The 22702-nt window shown below is 57.4% G+C and carries 22 protein-coding genes and 5 pseudogenes; 13 read left to right on the top strand and 14 right to left on the bottom strand.

Translation table 11 applies throughout. The features are described 5' to 3' along the window. A pseudogene (locus GNZ13_RS21000) lies at positions 1–155 on the bottom strand (IS6 family transposase); the annotation flags it as partial. Between the two features lie 99 nt (positions 156–254). Here GNZ13_RS21000 and GNZ13_RS20995 point away from each other — a divergent pair. Beyond that, positions 255–1232: pseudogene (locus tag GNZ13_RS20995) on the top strand (IS5 family transposase). 153 nt (positions 1233–1385) lie between these two features. Here GNZ13_RS20995 and GNZ13_RS20990 read toward each other — a convergent pair. Next, positions 1386–1535 (bottom strand): annotated as a pseudogene (locus tag GNZ13_RS20990) (IS6 family transposase); the annotation flags it as partial. A 602-nt stretch (positions 1536–2137) separates the two neighbouring features. On the opposite strand from GNZ13_RS20990, the gene GNZ13_RS20985 reads away from it, so the two are divergent. Continuing rightward, on the top strand, positions 2138–3025 hold the full coding sequence (locus GNZ13_RS20985; RefSeq protein WP_172167741.1) for an alpha/beta hydrolase: 888 nt from the start codon (positions 2138–2140) through the stop codon (positions 3023–3025). 186 nt (positions 3026–3211) lie between these two features. Continuing rightward, complete coding sequence (locus tag GNZ13_RS20980) at positions 3212–3427, top strand: Rossmann-fold NAD(P)-binding domain-containing protein (RefSeq protein ID WP_172167740.1); 216 nt, start codon at positions 3212–3214, stop codon at positions 3425–3427. Positions 3428–3492: 65 nt separating this feature from the next. On the opposite strand, the gene GNZ13_RS20975 is transcribed toward GNZ13_RS20980, so the two are convergent. The 7 genes from GNZ13_RS20975 to GNZ13_RS20955 form a co-directional block, all read right to left on the bottom strand. Continuing rightward, a complete protein-coding gene (locus GNZ13_RS20975) occupies positions 3493–4482 on the bottom strand; it encodes a zinc-dependent alcohol dehydrogenase family protein (RefSeq protein WP_172167738.1) in 990 nt (329 codons plus the stop codon). Beyond that, positions 4382–4738: a glutathione binding-like protein gene (locus tag GNZ13_RS52515; RefSeq protein ID WP_328807265.1), complete on the bottom strand. Its 357-nt coding sequence runs from the start codon at positions 4736–4738 to the stop codon at positions 4382–4384. The genes GNZ13_RS20975 and GNZ13_RS52515 overlap by 101 nt, the downstream gene beginning before the upstream one ends. 10 nt (positions 4739–4748) lie before the next feature. After that, a complete protein-coding gene (locus GNZ13_RS52510; RefSeq protein ID WP_236002106.1) occupies positions 4749–5180 on the bottom strand; it encodes a glutathione S-transferase in 432 nt (143 codons plus the stop codon). 131 nt (positions 5181–5311) lie between these two features. Further along, complete coding sequence (locus GNZ13_RS53515; RefSeq protein ID WP_268959172.1) at positions 5312–5437, bottom strand: hypothetical protein; 126 nt, start codon at positions 5435–5437, stop codon at positions 5312–5314. A gap of 31 nt (positions 5438–5468) precedes the next feature. Beyond that, complete coding sequence (locus tag GNZ13_RS53510; protein ID WP_268959171.1) at positions 5469–5648, bottom strand: NIPSNAP family protein; 180 nt, start codon at positions 5646–5648, stop codon at positions 5469–5471. 119 nt (positions 5649–5767) lie between these two features. Further along, a complete protein-coding gene (locus GNZ13_RS20960) occupies positions 5768–6865 on the bottom strand; it encodes an alkene reductase (protein WP_172167736.1) in 1098 nt (365 codons plus the stop codon). A gap of 66 nt (positions 6866–6931) precedes the next feature. Next, entirely contained in the window at positions 6932–7678 is a 747-nt protein-coding gene (locus tag GNZ13_RS20955; protein WP_172167734.1) for an SDR family NAD(P)-dependent oxidoreductase, read from the bottom strand. 181 nt (positions 7679–7859) lie between these two features. On the opposite strand from GNZ13_RS20955, the gene GNZ13_RS20950 reads away from it, so the two are divergent. From GNZ13_RS20950 to GNZ13_RS20935, 4 genes are all read left to right on the top strand, one after another. Beyond that, positions 7860–8783, top strand: coding sequence for a LysR family transcriptional regulator (locus GNZ13_RS20950; protein ID WP_172167732.1), 924 nt, complete (start codon positions 7860–7862; stop codon positions 8781–8783). 506 nt (positions 8784–9289) lie between these two features. Then, a complete protein-coding gene (locus GNZ13_RS20945; protein WP_172167730.1) occupies positions 9290–10045 on the top strand; it encodes an SDR family NAD(P)-dependent oxidoreductase in 756 nt (251 codons plus the stop codon). Beyond that, the gene (locus GNZ13_RS20940; RefSeq protein ID WP_172167728.1) at positions 10018–11316 is read left to right on the top strand and encodes an MFS transporter; all 1299 of its coding nucleotides are present in this window, start codon (positions 10018–10020) and stop codon (positions 11314–11316) included. The genes GNZ13_RS20945 and GNZ13_RS20940 overlap by 28 nt, the downstream gene beginning before the upstream one ends. A gap of 51 nt (positions 11317–11367) precedes the next feature. Further along, on the top strand, positions 11368–12480 hold the full coding sequence (locus GNZ13_RS20935; RefSeq protein WP_172167726.1) for an NADH:flavin oxidoreductase/NADH oxidase: 1113 nt from the start codon (positions 11368–11370) through the stop codon (positions 12478–12480). 333 nt (positions 12481–12813) lie between these two features. Here the strand turns inward: GNZ13_RS20935 and GNZ13_RS20930 are convergent, their stop codons facing one another. After that, on the bottom strand, positions 12814–14217 hold the full coding sequence (locus GNZ13_RS20930; RefSeq protein WP_172167724.1) for an NAD-dependent succinate-semialdehyde dehydrogenase: 1404 nt from the start codon (positions 14215–14217) through the stop codon (positions 12814–12816). Here GNZ13_RS20930 and GNZ13_RS20925 point away from each other — a divergent pair. Continuing rightward, positions 14216–14425 (top strand): hypothetical protein, encoded by a 210-nt coding sequence (locus GNZ13_RS20925; protein ID WP_172167722.1) that lies wholly within the window; start codon positions 14216–14218, stop codon positions 14423–14425. The genes GNZ13_RS20930 and GNZ13_RS20925 overlap by 2 nt on opposite strands. Here GNZ13_RS20925 and GNZ13_RS20920 read toward each other — a convergent pair whose 3' ends face one another. Together GNZ13_RS20920 and GNZ13_RS20915 are read right to left on the bottom strand one after the other, a co-directional pair. Further along, positions 14426–14866: a hypothetical protein gene (locus GNZ13_RS20920; RefSeq protein WP_172167721.1), complete on the bottom strand. Its 441-nt coding sequence runs from the start codon at positions 14864–14866 to the stop codon at positions 14426–14428. Between the two features lie 520 nt (positions 14867–15386). Continuing rightward, positions 15387–16466, bottom strand: a complete 1080-nt coding sequence (locus GNZ13_RS20915) for an aromatic ring-hydroxylating dioxygenase subunit alpha (RefSeq protein WP_172167719.1) — start codon at positions 16464–16466, stop codon at positions 15387–15389. A gap of 539 nt (positions 16467–17005) precedes the next feature. Here GNZ13_RS20915 and GNZ13_RS20910 point away from each other — a divergent pair. After that, positions 17006–17794 (top strand): IclR family transcriptional regulator domain-containing protein, encoded by a 789-nt coding sequence (locus GNZ13_RS20910; protein ID WP_216674952.1) that lies wholly within the window; start codon positions 17006–17008, stop codon positions 17792–17794. A gap of 628 nt (positions 17795–18422) precedes the next feature. Here the strand turns inward: GNZ13_RS20910 and GNZ13_RS20905 are convergent. Then, complete coding sequence (locus GNZ13_RS20905) at positions 18423–18605, bottom strand: hypothetical protein (protein ID WP_172167717.1); 183 nt, start codon at positions 18603–18605, stop codon at positions 18423–18425. Positions 18606–18670: 65 nt separating this feature from the next. Between GNZ13_RS20905 and GNZ13_RS20900 the strand changes: the two genes are divergently transcribed. Both GNZ13_RS20900 and GNZ13_RS53860 read left to right on the top strand, forming a co-directional pair. Next, complete coding sequence (locus GNZ13_RS20900; protein WP_216674951.1) at positions 18671–19621, top strand: PDR/VanB family oxidoreductase; 951 nt, start codon at positions 18671–18673, stop codon at positions 19619–19621. A 93-nt stretch (positions 19622–19714) separates the two neighbouring features. Beyond that, complete coding sequence (locus GNZ13_RS53860) at positions 19715–20491, top strand: helix-turn-helix transcriptional regulator (RefSeq protein WP_172167715.1); 777 nt, start codon at positions 19715–19717, stop codon at positions 20489–20491. Between the two features lie 738 nt (positions 20492–21229). On the opposite strand, the pseudogene GNZ13_RS20890 reads toward GNZ13_RS53860, so the two are convergent. After that, positions 21230–21676: pseudogene (locus tag GNZ13_RS20890) on the bottom strand (EAL domain-containing protein); the annotation flags it as partial. Between the two features lie 97 nt (positions 21677–21773). On the opposite strand from GNZ13_RS20890, the pseudogene GNZ13_RS54640 reads away from it, so the two are divergent. Next, positions 21774–21944: pseudogene (locus GNZ13_RS54640) on the top strand (IS110 family transposase); the annotation flags it as partial. A 157-nt stretch (positions 21945–22101) separates the two neighbouring features. After that, positions 22102–22626 (top strand): hypothetical protein, encoded by a 525-nt coding sequence (locus GNZ13_RS20880; protein ID WP_172167711.1) that lies wholly within the window; start codon positions 22102–22104, stop codon positions 22624–22626. Positions 22627–22702: the final 76 nt, after the last annotated feature.

Raw genomic sequence — 22702 nt, 5'->3', positions numbered from 1 at the left:
GCCATCATTTCCTCGAGGTTGCGCAGGCTCAGCGAGTAAGCTACGTACCAGCGTACGCACAGCAGAATCACGTCCAGTGGATGGTGCAGTCGCTTCAGCACCTTACCGATACTCGGTGGCAACGTCGTGCGCGCCGACTTCTTCGTTTTGGCCATCTTGTTCGTCATCCATGTCTGGACGCGAATCTTATCTCAGCGCCTTAAGGCTACGCTGAAAAAGGTCAACGCCATTGGGCGTTCAATCGTTAAATGCGGATGAAACAACAGACCCTTGCGATGGCGGCCGATCAAGGCGCCGGATTTGAACAGTACCGTCGGCCAACCAAACGCGATGTGTTCCTTGAGACGATGGAGCAGATCGTGCCGTGGAAGCAACTGTGCGAGGTTGTCGAGCCGTACTATCCGAAGGGTCAAGGCGGACGCCCGCCAGTGGGTCTGGAGCGCATGCTGCGCATGCACTTTGTGCAGCACTGGTTCAACCTGGCCGATGAAGCCTGCGAGGAAGCGCTGCTGGACAGCACCGCCTTGCGGCGATTCGTTGGGATCGACCTGGGGCGCGAGCGGGTGCCTGATGGCACGACTCTGTTGAAATTCCGCCGGCTGCTGGAGCGCAACAAGCTCGGCGAGCAGTTGTTCGCCAAGGTCGGCGAGGTGCTGCAAAGGCGCGGACTGAAGGTAGGTACCGGCACGATTGTGGATGCCACCATCATCGGTGCGCCGAGTTCCACAAAGAATGCGGACAAGGCGCGCGACCCCGAAATGCATCAGACGAGGAAGGGCCAGCAGTGGTACTTCGGCATGAAGTTGCACATCGGTGTGGATAGCCAGACGGGTCTGGCACACAGCGCGGTAGTGACGGCGGCGAACGTGCACGACAAGCATCCGCTGCCTGATCTGCTGCACGGCGCCGAGTAGCGTGTATACGGTGACAGCGCCTATGCGAGCCAGAAGGAACTCATCGCCAGCAAGGCGCCGAAAGCGAAGGACTTCACCAACCAGCGCGTGCGCAATCGCAGTGGTGAAGTCGATGACGCCAGACGCTCGAAAAACCGCAACAAGTCGAAGATTCGTGCCCGGGTCGAACACGTCTTTGCGGTGGTCAAGCGGCTGTGGGGTTTCGGCAAGGTGCGCTATCGCGGCCTCGCGAAGAACGCCACGCGCGCCTTTACCGCACTCGCGCTGGCCAACATCTACATGAGCCGCACGCAGCTGATGGCACAGGTGCGTCCATAAGCAGCCAAAGTGGGTCGAGAGACCCGCTTGCAAGGCCCTTCAGGGCCAGGAAATCGAACCAGTCGGGTCGCTGATCTCGCATTCCGAAATTCAGCGGCAAGCTGTTGGCGAAAACGGTGGCTTCTTCAGCGTAGCGTTAATGCGACAAAACCTCGTTTCGTACGTGACCACTACGCCGCGCTCGAGCAACAACTCCTCGATGTCGCGCAGGCTCAGGCTGAACCGGAAGTACCAGCGAACGGCGCAGCTGATGACGATAGCAGGGAATCGGTGGCCGTGATAAAGCGATTTCGTCTTCTTCATCGCTTCATTCTACCGCCCCATCTCCAGCAACTTGACAGTGCCCCTTGGCGCACGGGATGCCAGTTTGCTGTACGAAGCAAAAACCGTTTGATGCCGACTGGTCATCTAGTCGCGGGCGCCCGCCTTTCGGTGAGCACGGCCCATCTGGCACGAACGGCTCAAGCGTATTCCACAATTCGTCACTGATTCGCTGTCTTGTCATCCAACATCAAACGCAAACTTCTTGCTTTCGGACAACGGAGATTTGTTAGCGAGTCTTAGCCAGTTCGGTCATCGTCCGACTTCGCGCGCGTTCTAAAAGAACAGGAATCGAGCACGGCGCCATGCAGACAAGCAGGCCTATTGGAATCGACTGAAACACCGCCGCACTGCTTCGCTTTGGCCTCAGGCTTGCGAGGACACCTTTCGATCCAGTACACAGTTCAAATCAACAGACTTTTCTGTGATTGACAGGACTGAGCGGTATGGAGTAAAACACAATTTCGATCACAATCGTCAATTGCTCCGGGGCCGGGAAGACCGACGGCCATTGCGGGCAATGTCGGTGACGAGAAAGAAGAGGCGTTCTACCAGTTTGTCCATCCATTAGCTCAGGAATAGCGATGTCGAAACAACAACTTGCCGAAATTCTCGCAGTTAGCGCTCAAAATCCTCCTCCCGTCGGCACCACACCCGGCGCGATGCGCGCATGGATGGTGGACGCACTCGACCAAGTCCCCGTGGCCGAGAATGTGGCGATCAGACGGGTGAAGTGTGGACCATGTGATGGCGACCTGATCATACCTGCCGGAGGAGACGAATCACGACTCATCATTTTCTATCACGGTGGTGGCTTCTTTTTTGGCTCCAGCCGCACACATCGGGTCATCGCGTCCAACTTGGCTCGCGCTGCGGGGAGCGTTGTGTTGGTGCCCGACTACCGTCTTGCTCCTGAAAATCCGGCGCCTGCTGCACACGACGATGCATTTGCCGTATATGAATGGGCGCTTGATCAAGGCTATGCGCCCGGCAAACTGGCCTTATGCGGAGATTCCGGCGGTGGCAACCTCGCCCTCGCCACAGCCGTGCGCGCGAAGGAGGCCGGAATGCCGCAACCGTGCGCGCTGACATTAATGTCGCCTTGGCTTGATTTCGCGCAAGAAGGTGCGTCTCATCAAGGAACACCAGACGACCCGATCATTCCTACCCAACTTCTTGAGCTCCTTATAGACTCCTATCTTGGTGACGGCGACCGCAAATCGTCCAAGGTGACCCCTTTCTACGCAAACTTCACAGGTCTTCCCGCCACCCTGGTGCATGTGGGAACTCGAGAAAGACTGCATGATGACTCGGTCACCGTCGTGGAGCGGCTGAAGAGAGATGGGGTAGCTGCCGAGCTAAAGATTTTTGACGGCATGTGTCACACCTGGCAACTCTATGCACCGATGCTCGAGGAGGGTATGGCTTCCATTGAGGAATTCGCAGCATTCATCAAACTGCGCCAAAGATGACATTGCTGCGGCATGAGTGCAGAGATAGGCGATTTAGGTAGATATCCAATAGAATTTGGCCTCAATCTGTGCGATCGTGTGCGCGCACAATCACGAAGCAGGATGTAGTCGACGCCCTGACGAAATCAGCGCCGGAGACTGCCCTTTCAATGGGACTCAGTGGGGACCCACCGGTCTTCGCCCTGAATGCAGCCAGGCATTCAGGGCGCCGCTGTGCCGCACGACGAGGGTCCCGCCGACCTGGTCACCTATAACGCTGACAAGAATCTGAAGATCGATTTTCGGCAGATGGACGCCTCGACGTTCGAAGACTTCTGGCGGATGAACACGCTCGGCGAATTTCTGATGGGCCGTGAAGCGGCGCGGCGCTTCGTGCCGCTCGGTCGCGGCTCCGTCTGCTAACGCCACGTATGCTCCCGTTGTAGTTGCTGTGGGGCACAAGTGTGATTGAAAACCACCGGTTATCCTCAGACAGTCACTACTACCTTGCCAAACTGCCCGTTTTGCTCCAGATAACGATGAACTTCCCGCATCTCGTCGAACTCGAATACGCGGTCGACTACAGGTTTTAGTGCGCCGCTCTCGAGGCCCTTTAAAACGTACTCCACGCCTGCTTTGCGACGCTGATCATCGCCGCTCGTTAGCCAGATGTTATGAGCCTTAACGGTGGACACCTTTGCGATCATTTCGAGAACGGGAAGTGGGGTGACTTCATAACTAAGCAATCCATAGATGTAGATGATGCCGCCGACAGCCAGTGCCGAGTGAATTCTCGGGAAATTGGGACCACCGATAGGGTCGAATGCGACCCGCGCCCCGTGGCCGCCTGTGATCCTCTTCACTTCGTCTACGAAATCTACCTCTTCGGTTACCACTACATGAGTCGCCCCGGCCCCAAGGAGTTGCGCCTTCTTGGCCGATGTTCGCGTCAGGGCGATAGGGGTCGCCCCAGCGTAGTTCGCGAGTTGGATCGCGGCAAGTCCAACGCTACTCGACGCCGCGGGAATAATAACGAAGTCACCTTTGGTGACTTTGGCGTCCTCGATGAGGGCGCCATATGCGGTCAGAAACATCATCCAGACAGAGGCAGCCTCGATGTAGGAAAGCGTTTTCGGATGCCTCACGACAGCATGGATCGGGACGATGATGCTCTCCCCATACGTCGCATAATCATTCATTGAAAACGACGGAATCACGTTGACTTCGTCACCGATAGCGAAACCCTTCACGCCCTCGCCGACGGCGCCAATTGTACCCACAGCTTCATAGCCTAGCCCCGCGGGAAACTTCACAGGTTCGACGTAATCGTCTATGCGCCACATCGCCTCGGCGCGGTTGATACCGATTGCCTTAACGTCAATGCGGACTTCTTTTGGCCCGGGAGCTGGGGTCGCAGTTTCGACGAATTCGAGAACGTCGGGACCACCAGCATTTGCAAATTTGATCAGGCGTGTCATTTGTGTGTTTCCTATGCGTGTAAAGGGTCGATGCGAGTCGGCGATGTCGCGAACACGCGCTCGAAGCTGGCCGGGACGAGATGCTTTCGTACCACCGCCTAAACGATTGGTGAGATTCGGGAATCGGCATTTTCAGAGCATTTGCCGCGAAATCGACGGTAACGAGGGTCGTAAGGTCTGCCGCTGAGAATTCGTCACCAGCGACAAACGGGGCACTTTCGAGTCGTGCATTGAAATCTGGGAAGAAGTTCAACACGCGCTGCTTGCTACGCTCGACCAATGCAGGAATCTGTTCGATCGTGCGGCCCCGACAATGCTCGTCCTTTCAACCCGGGCAGAGCATTTCGGGCCGCTTCCATGACCGCGGCGAAACCATCCAGCTCCGCGCGTCGCTCCCACATGGTGACGAGTGCCTTGCCCTTGGCTGTCGAACCAAGAAGGGGCTTGTGTGGATAGGTTTCCTCAAGATAGCGCCATATTGCGAGCACTTCCGTGATTACCGTTCCATCGGCGAGTTGTAACGCAGGAACCTGCATTCGTGGATTCACCGCCTGGAAAGCGTCTGAAAATTGCTCTCTGCTACCAAGATCAATCGCTCGTTGTGCAATTTCGATACCCTTCTCGGCGACAAAGACACGAACACGACGGGCGTTTGGTGAGCCTTTAGACTCGTACAGGAGAGGCGTTTCGATTGGCATTGTGTCAATCCCTTATGTCTGATGGGGTAACGGACGTTGGTGGGTCGAACTCGTGCACCATGGAGAGATCCGTTTCGGTGTACCGAGGTTGCATCGTCGGAGTCGACGACATAGCCGGAGAAGGCCAACTGTTAACTTGTGACTGAACGGGGTTGGAAGAAGGGGACGGGCCTAAGGATCTGATTTTCCATATTGGCAAGTGTGTCTTCGTCTAACGCGACGCGCCGGTATGCTTGCCACTCCGGATCTGCTTCCATGGCGTCGCGGCGTTGCTCGCGATCCGCCAGACTATCTATCGTATTGCCAGAGATGAACAACCCGGCTAAGTGCCCCAATATGGGTCACCACGAAACCATAGGGTTCGCCGAGATATTTTCGCTGAAGCGGCAATGCCAGGCGCTCGTAGGTTTCCAGAAATCGGGCGAGCCGGTTCGGCTTGATGGTGTAAGTACGGTGATCGAAGATCATTCTCTAGTTCCAGGTGCTCTGGTCAAGGTCACCCTCGGGCCACTCTCGAGTTTCTGATCCAGGTGCGTCGGCCTCGCGTGTCGCGAGCTTAAGAAAGCCGAGGCACCTGGTCTCCTTGGTCAATGTTTGACCTCGTATATCGGGTAATCGGCATAGCCCTTTTCCCCGCCGTAGTAAAACGTGTCGCGGTCGTAGGGATTGAGCAGGAGATCGCGCTTAATCCGTTCGGGAAGATCCGGATTTGCGAGGAAGTGCCTGCCGAACGCGACAAGGTCCGCGTCGGCCGCTCTGATGATTGCTTCAGCGCCGGTTGCGTCAAACCCACCAGCGGCGATCACCGGACCACCGAATAGAGGTCGGAGTTGCCCGGCCGCCACGGGGCTCTGCGAATCGTCTGAGACGTTTCCCGTGACCCGCGGCTCAATGACATGAAGATAAGCCAACCCATATGCAGATAGCGCGCGGGCAATGTAAGGGAAAGTCACTGCTGGCGAGCTGTCGCCCATGCCACCGAACTTATTGCTTGGACCAATGCGAACACCGACGCGATCAGTGCCCCAGACCTTTGCCACTGCGTCGACAACTTCGAGGAGGAAGCGGGCGCGATTTTCTACAGAGCCACCGTATGAATCTGTACGTAAATTGGAGTTATCCTGCAGAAACTGGTCGATGAGATAACCGTTCGCGGCGTGTAGTTCCACGCCGTCGAAGCCGGCCTCTTTCGCTCGTCGGGCCGCTCGACGATAGTCGTCGACAAGCTCCGGTATTTCGGAGAGTTCGATTGCTCTCGGGACAGACGCGGCGCTGGGGCCGCTCGCCAGAAGGGCCCTAACTTCGGCGTTGGTCACGGACGGCGCAATCGGCGCCTGGCCGTTTGGCTGAAGGTCGACATGCGATTGCCGCCCAACGTGCCAGAGTTGTAGGAAGATCCTTCCACCCTTCGCGTGTACTGCGTCGACAACTCTCCGCCATCCTGCCACCTGTTCGTCAGTATAGATTCCAGGCGATCCATAGCCCCCGTTCCCTGTTGGCGTGATGAAAGTAGCCTCCGCTATCAGAAGCCCTCCTTGAGATGCACGCTGTTCGTAGTATGTGACCATCAGGTCGCCCGGCACGTTGCCGGGGACGTCTGCCCGCATTCTCGTAAGCGGCGCAAGCACCACACGGTGCGACAGTTCGACCGCGCCGATGCGGATCGGTGAGAAAAGCTTTGACATACAGGTTCCTGTAAATTATGTGGACAGCGGCGCTTCCCGGGCGCGTCAAAATCGAATCGACTATCGTCAACTCGCCGTCTTGCCGCCGTTTACTCTGATGATTTGTCCGGTGATAAAGGCTGCCTTGTCTGACGCGACAAAGACGACGGCATCGGCGATTTCCTCAGGCGTGGCACCGCGCTTGAGCGGTACGGCGGAGTAGAACGCCGCGCTCTTTTCGGTTGAACCAGTGAGGCGCTCCAGCATTGCTGTCTCGGTCGGTCCAGGAGCCACCGCATTAACGCGGACACCGTAAGCCGCGGCCTCGATCGCGGCGCACTTCGTGATCCCTTCCACAGCGTGCTTACTGCCCGCGTAGAGCGAAAAGTTGGCGGCGCCACGCTCTCCGAACGTCGATGAGATGTTGATGACGTTCCCGCTGCCCTGAGGCTGCATGACGCGCAAAGCGTGTTTAAGCCCCCACAGCGTTCCCAGCACATTGGTGTCGAACAAGGCTGTGTAGGCGTCGGCAGATACATCGGTAACAGGGCCCGGCTTGCCCTCGACGCCCGCATTGTTGACGACGACGTCGAGCCGGCCGAAGCGCGTCACCGCCTTGTCAACCAGGTCGCTCACTTCGTCCTCGCGACGTACGTCAGCAATGACGAACTCGGCCTCGGTACCGAGGCGGCGCAATTCCTCTTCCAACGCTTTGCCCTCGGCTTCCCTGCGACCGGAAACCACCACCCGTGCCTTGTCCTGCGCAAAAGCGATCGCCGCGGCCCGGCCAATTCCCGTCAGGGCGCCGGTAATTAAAACAACACGATTCGTCACGTTAAGTCCTCAGAGGTATGGGTTGACCGTTGCTGCTCGGGTTCGCACGGCGTCACCTGGCGAAGTTCGCGGTCAATTCTGGGTTGAAACTCAAACTTGGCTTAAGCGTAGAATGTTTTGGCAGTTCGGAATAAGACTTTGTATATCTAGAGCCATATTTGGCAGGCATGGAGAGGGACCAATGGAGCTTCGACATCTTCGCTACTTTGTCGCTGTCGCGGAGACGGGTAGCTTCACGACGGCGGCCGAACAGCGACTGCATACGGCCCAGCCTTCCCTTAGCCGTCAGATTCGCGATCTTGAAGCTGAAGTGGGTGTTGATTTGCTGACACGCGGCGCCCGCGGGGTTGAATTGACAGCGGCAGGTCGCGCCTTCCTTGAGCACGCTCGTGGGGCGTTGGCGCAAGCGGAGTCCGCCATTGAAGCGGCTCGACGGGCGGCGCATCGGTCAAAGCCTGTATTTGCGCTTGGATTCCTCACTGGGCAGGAGATCGAGTGGTTGCCGGAGGCGATGCGCGTTCTCCGCGACGAACTCCCTCAAATTGAGGTTACACTCTCCAGCCAATACTCGCCGTCGCTTCGCGATGCCCTGGTGAAAGGCGATCTCGACCTCGCATTCATGCGACCGGAGCCGAACGTGCCGGACCTGGAGTACCGGCTCGTTGTCAAGGAGCCAATGGTTGTAGTTTTGCCAAGTGATCACCCTCTCGCGGCTTGCGAAACGATTGGTCTTCAGCAATTCGTTGGCGAGACGTTCATCACCGTTTCGCACACTGCTCCTACTGTCCGGACCGTCGTCGACGAGTTTGTCCTGCAGTCAGGCCTGGACATACGTGCAAGCTACGAAGTGGATAACCTCGCGATGGCGGTGTCATTGGTGGCATCGACGCGTGGTCTTGCGTTGCTTCCGTGTTACGCCAGGAATTTCCTTCCCTGGTCGGTGACAAGCCGTCCACTTGCTGTAGAACCGCCGACTATCGACCTGGTCATCGGCTATAGCAGGGCTAACACTTCGCCGATATTGAGTTTGTTTCTTTCCAGAATCGACCATCTACTCGCCCGCTGCAGATCGATAGGGGCCGAAAATCACGCATCCGTAGCATAGCTGCCACGACACAGCGACGTTCGGTCATACGCATTTTCTCTCCCTTCAGAACCGAAAGCTCGCCCTCCAGCGCCGACGGATGTTTCGACGCACTCGTACGAAATGCTGTCTTTCGTCGGAGCCCAGATGAGATTCGATGCATCCTCGAGCTGAAAACGCGTCGCAACGGGCTCCAATCTCTCTGTTGCTTGCCAGGCGTTGCGCCGCATGAGATGGCATCCATTCGACACTTGAGATGAGCCACACGATCCCGTTCTGCATGCTGGTCGGCTTTCGATATTGCATGCTTCTGAGGCATCGCTGTAGATAAACAAAGTCTTTTTCAACACCGGTTGCCCACTCGTATATTCAGCGAATGTGCTCGGCGCGCCGTCGACTGCTCATCTCGAAGCCAACTGGGAAGTCCATATCGATCATGGCTAATACGCAGGAAAGCGAGGCCTGACGGCTACAAGCCGTGGTTCGCGCTGATCGACGGTCATGTCGACACAACAAGGAGGAAACCTATGCCTGCTATCTCAGGTAAAACCGCTTTGGTCACGGGCGCGTCCCGCGGTATCGGCCGCGCAACCGCGCTCGCGCTCGCGGAAGGCGGCGCGCAGGTTATTGTCCACTATGGGCGTGGCAAGACTGAAGCGGAGGCAGTGGTCGCGGAGATTTGTAGCAGGGGAGGTAAGGCCGAGGCCGTGGCAGCCGATCTGGCTGCCCAGGACGGGGCGCATAAACTTGCGAAGCAGGTCCGTGCAGTTGTGGGAGACCGGCTTGATATCCTGGTAGCGAGCGCGGGGATTACCAAGGCCGCCACGATCGAGGAGACTACGGTTGAGGACTTCGATCGTCTCTTTGCGGTGAATGTGCGTGCACCGTTCTTTTTGATGCAGCAACTTCTGCCGATACTACGGGAACGCAGCAGTGTGGTGCTTTTCTCTTCCATCGCCGTACGCTCCGCTGGTGGACCGATCAGTGCACACGCGGCCACAAAGGGCGCGGTCGAAACACTGACAAGGCAATTCGCGGCGGCGCTCGGTGCTCGCGGTGTACGCGTTAACGCAGTGGCTCCTGCCGTCGTAAGAGCTGATAGGTCGACCTTTGCAAAGACAGAGGCCGGTATTGAGTTCGCCCTCGGAATGCAAGCACTCAAGCGATTAGCAGAACCGCAGGACATTGGTCGCGTAATCGCGTTCCTGGCATGTGACGAATCACGTTGGATTACCGGCGCGACCGTCCCTGTCGAGTGTGGCTCGAAGCTTTGGTGCGAGTGACTGGGATGACTCGAGTGATCAGGTCAAAGTCCTGTGATGGACATGTGCAGAACACCGCCGTTCAACGTAGTCGAACTCTGGGCCGCAGGGCGAGTTTCTGGGTATCGTTTGGCGTCAGTACTCATACGCTATGGGCGAGTGCGGCACCCGCGCTTAGCTATCGCCTCTATGCGCAAAAGTGGAATCTCTCACCGGTGGACACCGCCGGGGTATTCGCCATCTATCCCATTTTCGTTGTTGGTACGCTCGTTTTGCTAGGTGGCTTGTCCGACCACGTCGGTCGTCGCATGACGATGTTGGTTGCGCTCACGTGTTCGCTCGTCGGTGTGCTCATGATGTCCGTCGCGCCCGATATCGCCTGGCTTTTCGTTGGACGCGCGCTGATGGGGATCGGCGTTGGGCTTGGCAGCGGCTCGTCAACAGCCGCCATATTGGAGTTCAGCGCCGACGAAGATCCGGAGCGCTCAGCTGCGGCGACCAACATCGCTCAGGGTATTGGCTTCGCGACGGGCCTGCTTCTCGGGGGAGCGTTGATTCAGTGCGCACCCTGGCCTCTGCAGCTTAACTTCCTCGTGCTTGCTGTCGTCATCGTCGTTCTGATCGTCGGAGTGTGGTTTATGCCACGTCATGGCGGACAAGACACGCGATGGTCCGTGCGCATGCCGCGCGTTCCTGCAGATTGCCGGAACGATTTCGCTCTTACATCGCTTGCTGCTGTCATTGCGTTCGCATCGGGTGCGATTCTGCTATCCCTCGGCGGCCAGATGGCGCATGACCTGGTAGGGTCCGTCAACGCGTTCACGAACGGTGCGATCCTGGCAAGCTTCGCAATCGTATCTGCTGTAATCACAGTTCTCTGCAGAAAACTGTCGCCCAGGCTGCTGCTCCTTCTGGGGGCGATCACGGCTTCACTCGGATTACTCCTGTTGTGGCTCGCGGTGACGTGGCTCAGCTTGCCGACGCTCCTCGCCTCAACATCACTCGCCGGTTGCGGCTATGCGCTCCTGTTCATGGGAGCACTTTCCGTACTGAACTCTTCCGCGCCGGCCGAGCATCGCGGTGGCGTTCTTTCCGCGTTTTATCTGATCGGGTATCTCTCAATGGGTGTGTTCGCCCTTGTATTGGGCGTGATGGCGAGAACCTGGGGACTCGCTGAGGCCGTTAAAACGGCGTCGTTCACCATTATCGCGCTCGGGTTCGTCAGCTTCTGCCTATCTGCCTCGCGCCCATTTCCGGTGTCCCGCAGGTATGCAGAACGGCGAGCGGATTGAGTGAGTGGCTATCAGGCGTAAGTTGCTTTGAGTCTATGAAAAAGGAATGCTATGACGTCATTGTTCTCCACTTATAAGTTCAGGCAGGTGTTGACCAGCAACCGCATTGCTGTCTCGCCGATGTGCCAGTACGTCGCAAAGGATGGGCAGGCCACCGAGTGGCACCAGGCCCATTACGCCACTATGGCGGCCTCTGGCGCGGGTCTGATGTTCTTAGAGGCCAGCGCCGTCGAACCGGCCGGGCGCATTACTCCCGGCGACCTGGGTCTCTGGGACGACAGAACCCAGGCTTCTCTTGAAGAAGTCGTCTCGTTCGTCAGGAAAACCTTCGATACGAAGATCGTCCTCCAGATTGGCCATGCGGGAAGAAAAGGCTCAAGCCGTGAGCCATGGAATGGCGGTCAGCAGATATCGAAGGCCGACGGCGGCTGGGCGACCTTTGCACCCTCTGCGTTGCCGCAGATCGACGGCGAAGAAGTGCCAGACGCACTGAGCCCTGAGGGCCTTGAGAGGATTGCGCGCGCTCTCGCCGATTCGGCCAGACGCGCCGCCGAGATCGGTGTCGACGGACTGGAGATTCACGCCGCGCACGGATATCTGTTGCATGAATTTCTATCTCCGACATCCAATCGGCGCGAGGATATTTATGGCGGGGCGCTTGTCAATCGGCTGAGATTTCCGCTTGAAGTATTCGAGGCGGTCCGTGCCGCCTTTCCAGACGAAAAACCTGTCGGCGTTAAAGTTTCGGCGACAGATTGGGTAGAGGGTGGCTGGCACGTCGAAGAAACAATCGAGCTTGGCAAACGCCTTAAAGAGCGTGGCGCAGATTGGATCACAGCCTCTTCTGGCGGGATCTCGCCGAAGCAGAAGATCCCGGTCGGGCCAAACTATCAGGCATCATTCGCTGAGCGGATAAGACGCGAGGTCGGGATCGCTACGATCGCAGTTGGACTTATCACCGATCCTCATTTGGCCAACCAGATCGTTAGTAGTGGACAGGCTGACTTTGTGGCACTTGCAAGGGGTATGCTCTACGATCCGCGATGGCCATGGCACGCCGCCTTTGTGCTTGGCGAGTCGGTCGACGCACCGCCGTCATACTGGCGTGCCCCTCCGCAAGGCCACACCGATATCTTCCGGGTGAACAAACATGGTGCTCGCTAGTTGAGTCCAACTTATGTCTCGCGATAAGCGAGCCAGACACAGGTCGCGCCTGCGACCTGAATCGGCGCGGTCTGATGACTTTGCGGGGGTCTTTAACGGAGAGCCAACTGCGTTAGCTCATCAACTCTCCGTTGCGTCCGCACGGACGTTGGCCTTCTTCAAGTCCATACGCCGAACATGCCCCCGGGCTCAGGCATTCATCCCACCATCAACCGTAAGATTCGTCCCGGTATCCCTTGTCGCTACGAGTAGTCGCCTCTTGATCGGAGATTCGTCCGCGTGGGCGAGTAATTGTTTCGGACGTCATGCGCCGTCTTGAGGCGACCTTCACGATCACGCAGTGACCGGGCGCCGTGGTTTGGTTCCGGCGGGAAAGACGTTGACCAGCTTTCGGTTGGTGAACTCTGCGAAGCCTAGCTCAGACAACTCACGTCCGAAGCCGGAATTCTTTACCCCACCGAAAGGAAGCTCAGGGAGGGAATAGGTTGGATGATTTACGAATACCATTCCGCTGTCGATCCGGTTTGCAAGGCGTTTCCCGCGGTCCAAGTCCGCCGTGTAAATGGAAGCGCCGAGTCCGAAAGCCGTGGCGTTAGCTAAATCAACGGCCTCGTCCTCGTTTTCGACTACGTAGAATGACACAATTGGACCGAATGTCTCCTGGAGAAAAAGCGGATTCTGCGGGTCGATCCCGGTAATGATTGTTGGTTCCAGGTAAAATCCCGGCCGATCAATACGGTTGCCGCCCAGCACCACCTGTGCGCCGCCGGCTTCGGCAGTGGAAATCTGGTCGAGGAGACCCAACAGGGCGGGCTCCGAACAAACCGGTCCGAGTGCCGTCTGAGGATCTTTAGGATCACCAATTTTTATGGATTTCATTCGTTCGATAAGACCCCCCAGGAACTCCGAGCCGCGGTCCTTTCCAACGACAATGAACCGTTTTGCGGCGACGCAACTCTGACCCGCGTTCACCAGCCGACCGAGGATGGCCGCATCCAAAGTCGTCTCAAGGGGTGCATCTTCAAGCACGATGAACGGATCACTGCCACCAAGCTCCATAACAGTCTTTTTTAAGGCTCGTCCGGCGCGTTCGGCGACCGCGGAGCCGGCTCGTTCGCTACCGGTAATCGTAACGCCACGAACCCGCGAATCATCGATGAGCCGAGCGATCTGCTCATTGCTGGCAAAAAGGTTGGTGTAGGCTCCAGAAGGCGCACCGGCCGATTCCAGCAACCGTTCCAGTGCCAGCGCGGTTTGTGGCACACCAGGAGCATGCTTGATGATCACGACGTTACCGACCATTAACTGAGGTGCGATGACACGCGCCACTTGGTAATACGGGAAATTCCAAGGCTCAATGCCAAGGATGACGCCGATTGGCAGCGTCTGGACAACGGCGTCCTCGACCCCGGCGATCCGTGTCGGCTTGAGGAAGGTTTCTGCATTCCGAGCGTAATAGTCTAGAATTTTCGCCGACAGTTCGACTTCCGCGCGCGACTGTGCAGTTAGCTTACCCATCTCGAGGGTCGCATAACCGGCGTACTCGTCGATGTTCTCGCGGAGCTTTGCTGCGACGGCAAACATAACCTCGGCGCGGTCAGCAATTGATCGGCGGCTCCAATCACTTTCGTAGCACTTATGTGCGCGATCGAGAACTCCGAACAGATCGCCGTCACTAATCTCCGCAAACTCATTTACGAGTTCACCTGTCGAAGGGTTGATGGTTGCGTAACTCATGTCCGTTCCTTTTGCTGTGCAAGAAGTTGAATATCAGATGCTGACTGACGACCGGGAGGTGGGTGATCAGGGCCGTCAATCAATTGAAATGGCGATCGTCGCTTATTTATTTAAGAATTCTGGAAATGGAATGACGGTTTTGAAATATGTGATTCAGGTCCCGCTGAAAACTCTTCCTGCTGCGTTTAGTTTGTTCTATGCCGGTTGATCACGGACCGAAGCTGGAGCGGGCCTGGATTTTCCATTCCCCATCAATACAGGTGAAAACGTAGATTGAATCGAAGACCCCGATGACGGAGCCGTCTGCCCTATAGCGAGTGTATTGAACGGCGTAGTGCGCCTTATTCGGCGAGGACTGAACTAGACGGATGTCGGTCCAGGCGCTGTGATGCCAGCTTTGCTCGTCGATCAACTTTTCGAAGACGTCCATCGGATTGCTGCCTGGCCCATCATAGACCGCAACAATGTTGGCCGCGATACGCACATGAGGAAAGCGCAGGAAGGAATCCATTCTCGCGGCATTATGGGCGTTCAGCGCTGCCATCCAGTCGGCAAGAATCTGCTCGCAGCACGTTTCGTCAGCTACGCTGAGTTTCGGCCCGCGAGCATCGTGTGTAGTTGCATGCAAGTTTGCTTGAGACGTCAACATAACCCTCCCGTTCAGTACTCGCTGCTTCGTTGAAGCAAGCAATCGAGAAATTCAAAAATGACCTTCGCGACCTTCACCAGAACCTCAGTGAGAGGTCAGTGCACAGGGCCGAACAGTGATTTAAACCGCGCATCCGGGATGGAATCCCGGACGCACGATTGCGATTCCGACCGGGCGTGCGGCGGCAAGCCCGCCGGCTATTACCGACGGCGACATGTCAGACATTCCCGCGACGTGCGCCTTGGCCGAGGCGCGTATGCTTCACCGCAGCATCGTCGCCCGAGCCTAGACGCGCGCCGCTACTGCGGTCATGAAACTATCAACAGTGACCTTCAAGCCGCCACGTACAAGGAGCGGGGACACGCCAGCTTCAGGACGGTGTGGTGATGTTCTTCAGCATCACCGGAAGGCTCGGCTCCTTGCCTTCAATCCCCGTGTCTCGTAAGTTGCACTACGCTTTGAGACAGCCTATGCATTTCCACTGCTTCACTTGACCCCGTATGCCGGAAGAAGGCATAGGTCATGCCGCCTGGCTTTCCTTACCCTGCAAAGTATTTGTGGCTTCCCGTTCCTGCTTGATCAGCCCTTCGAGAACGCGCCTGTATCTAACAGGACCGGCGTCGATGTCGAGAAGGACAGGATGTTGCAATGTCTTTTGGCCTAGTATCCTGTCTTGCTGTGCCTTGATAATGGTTTGGTCCTGTTCCTGAAAAGCAAACCGGCGCAGCTCCGATATCTTCGTCTGAATCTCGCCGTCAAGTGGCTGGCCCCAGGAGATCGGGTTGAAGCGGACTGCACAGAAAAGATAATACGTCGTCGTTTCGGTTTCCGGAGTCAGAAAATGCAAGCCGTAGAAGCCGGTCCCCTCTTCGCGTGGCGCTCCGGGTTCGGTGACCCCAGTGTCGTTTAGCATGCAGGCCGGGGCGTCCCAGCGCATATCCTGCCAAAGGTCGACCTGTCGGCCATCATTCTTGTAGATGAGATCGTAGAGGCCAGGAGCAGGCACGTTCGGCACATTTCGCCCGGCCTTAACGGTGGTCCCCCTTTGCTCGATCGTGACGTTCCCCTTCACGGTGTGCTCACTGCCAAGAATGCCCTCATGGATGACCGCGCTGTGACTGAGGTCCATCAAATTGTCGGCGATCAGCTCGTAGCTTGCCTGCATCAACAGCCAATCGCGCTTGCTGACCGGCTTTTTCGGATCTGGGTCGAGAACGCTGAAATCCGGAATCAGCGACAGATCGGCCTCCTTCTCACCCATCCAGATCCAGATTATCGAATGCTTTTCCGCCACCGGGTAGCTGCGCACTTTCATAGCCGGCGGAATTTGTCCAGTGCTGTGTGGGTTGAACACGCATTTACCCGTCCCGTCGTATTCAAGCCCGTGATAGGGGCACCGAACATTGGCGCCTTTCACAACCTTGCCCATGGAAAGGGGCGAGAACCGATGGGCGCAGGCGTCTGCGAGGGCCGCGGCCTTTCCATCTGCCTGCCGAAACAGAACGATCGGCTCATTGAGGAATTTGCGGGAGATCATTTGTTCGGGCGCAAGGTCTTGGGACCACAATGCGACGTACCAAGTGTTGCGAAGAAATTCCATGGGTGCCTCCTCCGATAGTTAATAGATCACCGTGCAGTAGCGAAACGGCCAGTGCCTATGTTTTTCTGAAGGGAATCGTGCGCCGAAACACCCGGCTCGTAAAGTCGCTCCGATGAGCGACAAACGCGACGCGCAGCCTGGCGTTCCGCTCCGTAGATCGCTTTGCCCAAGCGTTCGTATTTGGCGCGGATGGATTCTGTGGCGGCGGTCTAGTGAAAGGGAAGGCGAGTGGATTACAGGCGGCGATGACTCGCGCGATCTGAGTGTGCGCAGAGGTGCCCCGTTCGTGAAGACAGGCTTCAGGCGATTTAGGGGGGTACTGGACGTTGCGCTTCCGCTTCGATCGCAAGTGGCATTGCGAAGCAGGTTCTATTGGACCTGCGATCTGCCAGACTCGAATGAGGTCCACAACTGGCTGTACCACATCGCGGAACTGCATCGATCATGAAATTCTGTCCGTCTCGGCCAAGTGGTACTCTCAGAGTCCTCTAAACGCCTTGATTTTCCTACTCACGTCTATTATGCAGTATGAACCTCAGATGTCCGTCAGCAAACAAGCGAGCCACGCCACCAACCGCTCTCCCGATCACATGCTTGTGCTGGAGAGGGGCTTAGCCGTCATCGAGTGCTTCGATGGGCAGGGCGCCCTCAGTGTCACAGACGTTGCGCGACTCACCGGACTTTCCCGCCCGGCGGCAAGGCGCTGCCTGCTGACGCTTACGACGCTCGGCTACGCTACTTTCGATGGGCGGCTGTTCCGATTGGCGCCACGCGTGCTCAAACTCGGCTTTTCGTACCTTTCGAGTACCGATCTTCCACAGATCATTCGGCCCATGCTAGAGCAGTTGAGCGCGACACTTTCAGAATCCTGCTCAGCGGCGGTGCTTCATGAGTCCGACGTGCTTTACGTTGCGCGCGTCGAGACCAAGCGCATCATCTCGACGAACCTGCGCGTGGGATCCAGGCTACCCGCCTATTGCAACGCTATGGGCCGCGTCCTCCTCGCCTCGCTCCCTGAGCGGGAGGCGCGGTCCATTCTTGAACGGACGGATCGCGTCAAACGCACTCAGCGCACCTTGACGGAGATTCCCGATCTCATGGCCGAACTCGACCGTGTCCGGGACCAAGACTACAGCGTAGTGCACGGAGAATTGGAGTCTGGTCTCCTGACGATTGCAGTACCGATCCGTGACTCTCGCGGAAATGTTGTCGCTGCGATTAATGTCGGCGAGCATGTTGAGCGAACGACGCCCGAACATCTTGTCAGCGAGGTTCTGCCGCGAATGCGCGCGTTGCAGCAGGAAGCTGCCTCGCTCCTCAGGGGCTAGTAAGAAGGGCCATATCGACCACGACGAATAGTAGCGGCGCACGATCCATGCGGTTTAGTTGGCCACCTGAATCCTGCAGCCGAAATCGTTCGTCTACGCACGCGCCGTACCCGCGACGCTTCACTGCGTGCGTTCGGTCGCGGCGACACCGGGTTCACTGCATAGGGCTGAATCTCTGCACGGTCGGACGCCGCAACTGGCTGTTCTGCGCTACGCGCCAAGTGCGCGCTTAGAACTCAATTCGTCGGAGGCGTGCGAAGCGCCACGGAACACGTTCAGCTCAAGAGTCCATTGCCAATGAAGTTGTCCTTGACGGCGACCAACCCTCGTTATATCTTGTATCAATATCGTACATGTGTACGATGATCGTACAAACGATCAGGGAATATCGGGCGTTTGGTCGGGTAGATTGAATGCTGACGCACGTGCAGATCCGAGTTGATATCGGAGCGCGGCGGGTGCGCCTAGCTCATTCGGTTGGCATCGCCCTTCAGTTTTGGGGCGGCGTGGCGAAGATCCTTGCGGCCCCGTTATCGGTCGTAGCAGATCGATCGCCGCGGTCTTGGCCTGAGGAGCGTGTGACGTCACTACGCCAGCGACGCAATATATTGGAGACGACGTGGATTTCCTAGTAGTCAAGAATTGCCGGAAGTCCTTCGCTTTGCGTCCAGGCACGAGCGGGCCGACGCGTCATGTACTCGCTGACAATCAGCCCTTCGAAATCAGTCTGTTGCGCGCCGAAATCGACGCTCTGCACATACCACGGCGCCTTGCTTCCAGAGACGGTTTCAAGCAGCCAGGTTGGGTTCATTATGGATCGCTCAGCTTGGATTGCATCGGACTCCTACTCACGAAAAACTTGAAGGAAGGCACGAATTGACCACTCAGGATGCCCTTATCCGGCGAATTTTCGTCGAAGCTGCAGATATCCGGTCGATCGAACTTGTCGGCGCCAACGGCAGGTCGTTGGCGCCTTTCGAAGCCGGCGCTCATGTCGATGTCCATCTTGGCGAATTGATCCGACAATACTCGCTGATCAACGCGACCGATGTTGACGGCTCCTACAGAATCGCGATTAAGCTGGAGCCGAATTCGCGAGGCGGCTCGCGGCTCATGCACGCGCTTGCGGAAGGCGAGACGCTAAAGATAGGATTGCCGCGAAACAATTTTGCGCTGGACTTAGATGCGGCTCATTCGGTTCTGCTAGCAGGCGGCATTGGCATCACGCCGTTGCTGGGCATGGCCTATCAACTGCTTGCCCGGGGCAATTCGTTTTCTTTCGACTATTTCGCACGGTCGAGCGACAGGGTGGCATTCGCCGAGGAAATTCGCAGCACGGCATTTGCACCGCGGACGCAAATTCACCTAGGCTTGATCGGCGACGAGGTTCAGCGGGCTTTGGCGACCCGACTAGACGCGGTTTCGCCGAATGCACACGTTTACACCTGCGGGCCGGCCCCATTCATGCGAGCGGTCCGCGAGGCAGTTACGGCAAAACCTGGGTTGGTCCTACATCTGGAGTACTTTGCCGCCGAGCCTCCGGCCCAGGATCTCAAGGCCGGCGCGTTTCACGTCAGGCTCGCAAAATCGGGGACGACGATACCGGTCAATGCCAGTCAGACCATTGTCGAGTCTCTGAGGACTGCGGGAATCGAAATTGAGACATCCTGCGAACAGGGCATTTGCGGAACATGCCTGACGGCGGTTCTGGCCGGGCGGCCCGATCATCGCGACATGATGCTGACCGAGGAGGAGCAGAAGGCAGGAGACTGTATGCTGATCTGCGTATCCCGCAGTCTGGATGCTGAACTGGTGCTTGATCTCTGAGATTCGCGACCAGGTGTTGTTTGAGACTTGGACTGCGCCAGCTTAGAGTCATCAACAACATGGCGATCCTAACGTGATCGTCCCGGAGGGCCTGTGCTCGAAAACGTCATTCTGTCCATCGGCAAGGACGAGTTCGAAGATGTGCTGTTCGATGCACTTCATCGGGAATTGCGCGCACGCCAGGTCGTACTGTTCCATTTTCGCGACGACGTGACGGTAGAGACGCTGGCAGCGAAGGACGATCGCGACGACCGCTGCGTGCATTCGCTGGTTCGGGACTATATTCGCCGCTACCACGTGTACGATCCATTCCGTTCCCATTGCGCTCCGGCAAAGTCGCGGACGGTGGAAATGTTGGGGTTCGCAGACGAAGAGATTACCAATCCAGAGTACTCGCAGCGGTTTTACGTCGAACCAGGAATCGTCGGCAAGCTATGCGTGATTGTGCGCAGGCCACGCGATGCGATCTGCCTGTCGCTCTATCGGGACCGACTCTTCGGACCTTTCGGCGGAGAGGACTTCAACAGGATCGATGCAATCAAGGCGCCGCTGGCCGCGGCATTCGAACGTCATCTGGATCTCAAACTCGCGCGTACCTTGCCTAGCCTGACCCGAATGGCTGACATCCTGCAGGGCTCCGAAAATGTGCCCCCCCTGTCGTCCCGAGAGGCAGCTGTATGTGCCCGGATCGTGACTGGCTATTCCAATGAAGCCATCGCTCTCGATCTGGGTCTATCGTTCCATTCGATTCGGACTTACCGGCGGCGAGCTTATGTGAAGCTTAACGTAACTTCGCAGAATGAACTGTTTGCCCTGATTCTGAAGGGTGGCGGCCAAGGCGCGGCACCTCGCCAAAACCAACAACTTTAAAGAGAGCCCCAAACCCTTCGTAAGGATCGCTGATCCGGACGCAATCATTAAAATCGGCAGATGCGGGCTACCCGGAACACCGCGTGCAGGCCTCGCGTCGCCTTGATGATGCTTGCATCAATGGCGAACCTTTACCGGCTACAAATCCCCCGGACGTGCCACGACGCGGTGGTATGAACTCCGGTAATCCCTATTTTGGGCGAGTTCATTGCCTACCTCGATTCGGAGGAACTGCGCACACACCACGTCGCCAATCCCCGGCAATTCAGCCGTCGTCGTGTGCTCGACTTCGCCACGCTGATTTGCTGGTTTCCCGGCGGCAACCGTGCCTGCGTGCAGACAGCGCTCGACCGGTTCTTCACGGTGTTGCGTGAGCAGGCTGAACGGGTGCGGTGGAAGCGCCCAGGCGCTTTCCAAAGCCCGCCAGAAACTGCCGCACACCGTGTTCACCGATCTGACATGGCATCTGCCTGCGCTCGTCGAGCAGCACATCGGCATTCCTCGCTGGCTAGTGTCACACGCTCTTTATCGGTGTCAAGGATGCCACGAAAATCAAGTAGACCGGGGGCTGCGATACGTTCAACCTGACGCTTTCCATCGAGGAGGTATGCAGCGCGGATGCAAGCGGATCGAATATGCGAGAACGCTTTCCGATAAAACAAAGCCTGCGGCCGCGAACCGATACGCGGCGCGGCGAAAAATGCGACCGCGCCAGTGGCCGGGGCGTGGTGAGCCGCGTCAGAGCGCGCTTTCGCGCTCCATGCGCTGGTCATCGGCGCCGCTGTAACGCGTCCGCTGTGCTTTCAGATAGCGTATGAGCTCGACGTTAGTCACGAAGCTCGAGGCGGAGGAGGCCGCGAGAATGTTCTCGGCTTCTTGCGGCTTCGCGATCGCGAAGCCCTGCACGTAGTCGACGCCTAGTTCATTCAGCGCACGCAAGGTATCGAGGTCTTCGACCCATTCGGCGATGCTGCGCATGCCGAGATTGCGTGCGAGGGTAATGATCGCCTCGACGATCGCGATGTCAGCCGGATGGTTACACATCGTGCGCACAAACTCGCCGTCGATTTTTAGTGCATCGGCTGACAGCTTCTTCAGGTAGCGTAACGATGTCTGACCCGCGCCGAAATCGTCGATCGCGATCTTTGCACCCATGTCGTGCACCCGCGCGATGAAGCGCTCTGTAGGCTTTGATAATCATGTAGCGGGCCTGGGCCTCGCGGCGAGAGGCCCAGGGGTAGAGTCAGGGTGAAGCAAATCCTTTGACCTGACGGAGGCCGACATGAAGTTCTGTGGAATAGACCTGCACTCGAACAACAGTGTGGTCGTGGTCAGTGATGCCGAAGACCGGATCGTACTGCAACGTCGCCTGCCGAATGAGCTCGGCGCAATCCTCGCGGCGCTGGTGCCTCACTGCGAAGATCTTGCGGGCGTGGTTGTGGAATCGACCTATTATGGGTGCCCCGGGATTATGCATGGTTTGTCGGTCATTCGGAGGTGCGATCGCCCAATTTCGCTGGACTCCGGGTGCGCTTCAACAACTATAGACTTCGCATAACAGACCGTGCTCTCCTCAGATGGCTTCGCCGCCAATTCAGAGGAGAGCAACCATGATCACGCAAGTTGTTTCTGAAGTCGTCGTGCGCAATCGCGCACGGAACGGCGCACTTGAACCAATTGTCGGAGCATATGCCGGATACTTGAGGCATCGCGGATACGCAAGTATTACTATCGAGAACTACCTGCAATGCGCGGCCCATTTCGGACGGTGGTTGACTGCGCAGCACATTGATCTCCATCACATCGATGAGCCGGTGCTGCATCGCTTTCTTACGGTGCACCTTCCCGTGTGCCGTTGCTGCAAGCCAAGTCCTCGCACCCCCGCAAACCTTCGCCGCACGCTCCGTCATCTGCTTCGCATGCTGCGCTCGGAGGGAATCGTTCCGCCGAAATCGATGCTGATTTCTGAGGTTGTATCGCGCCAGGATAAGACTGGGAATGGGGGAAGTACCGAAGTATGGGCGGAAACCATTCGCTGGATTCCAGAGGGTTCGACTCCCTCCCGGCAAAGCCTAACCAGCAGCCGCGAAGCGAGCTTTGCATGCGAGTGCGGTAACGCACTACTTGAAGCGTAAGCAGCAGGTACTGAAGCCGTGTGATTGAGCCTCGATATCCTAAGCGCAGGGTGTCTTCATTCTTACAACAATGGGG

Source organism: Paraburkholderia elongata (assembly GCF_013177735.1).
In the GTDB taxonomy this organism is placed as follows: Bacteria; Pseudomonadota; Gammaproteobacteria; order Burkholderiales; family Burkholderiaceae; genus Paraburkholderia; species Paraburkholderia elongata.
This window is presented reverse-complemented; position numbering and strand designations above follow the sequence as displayed.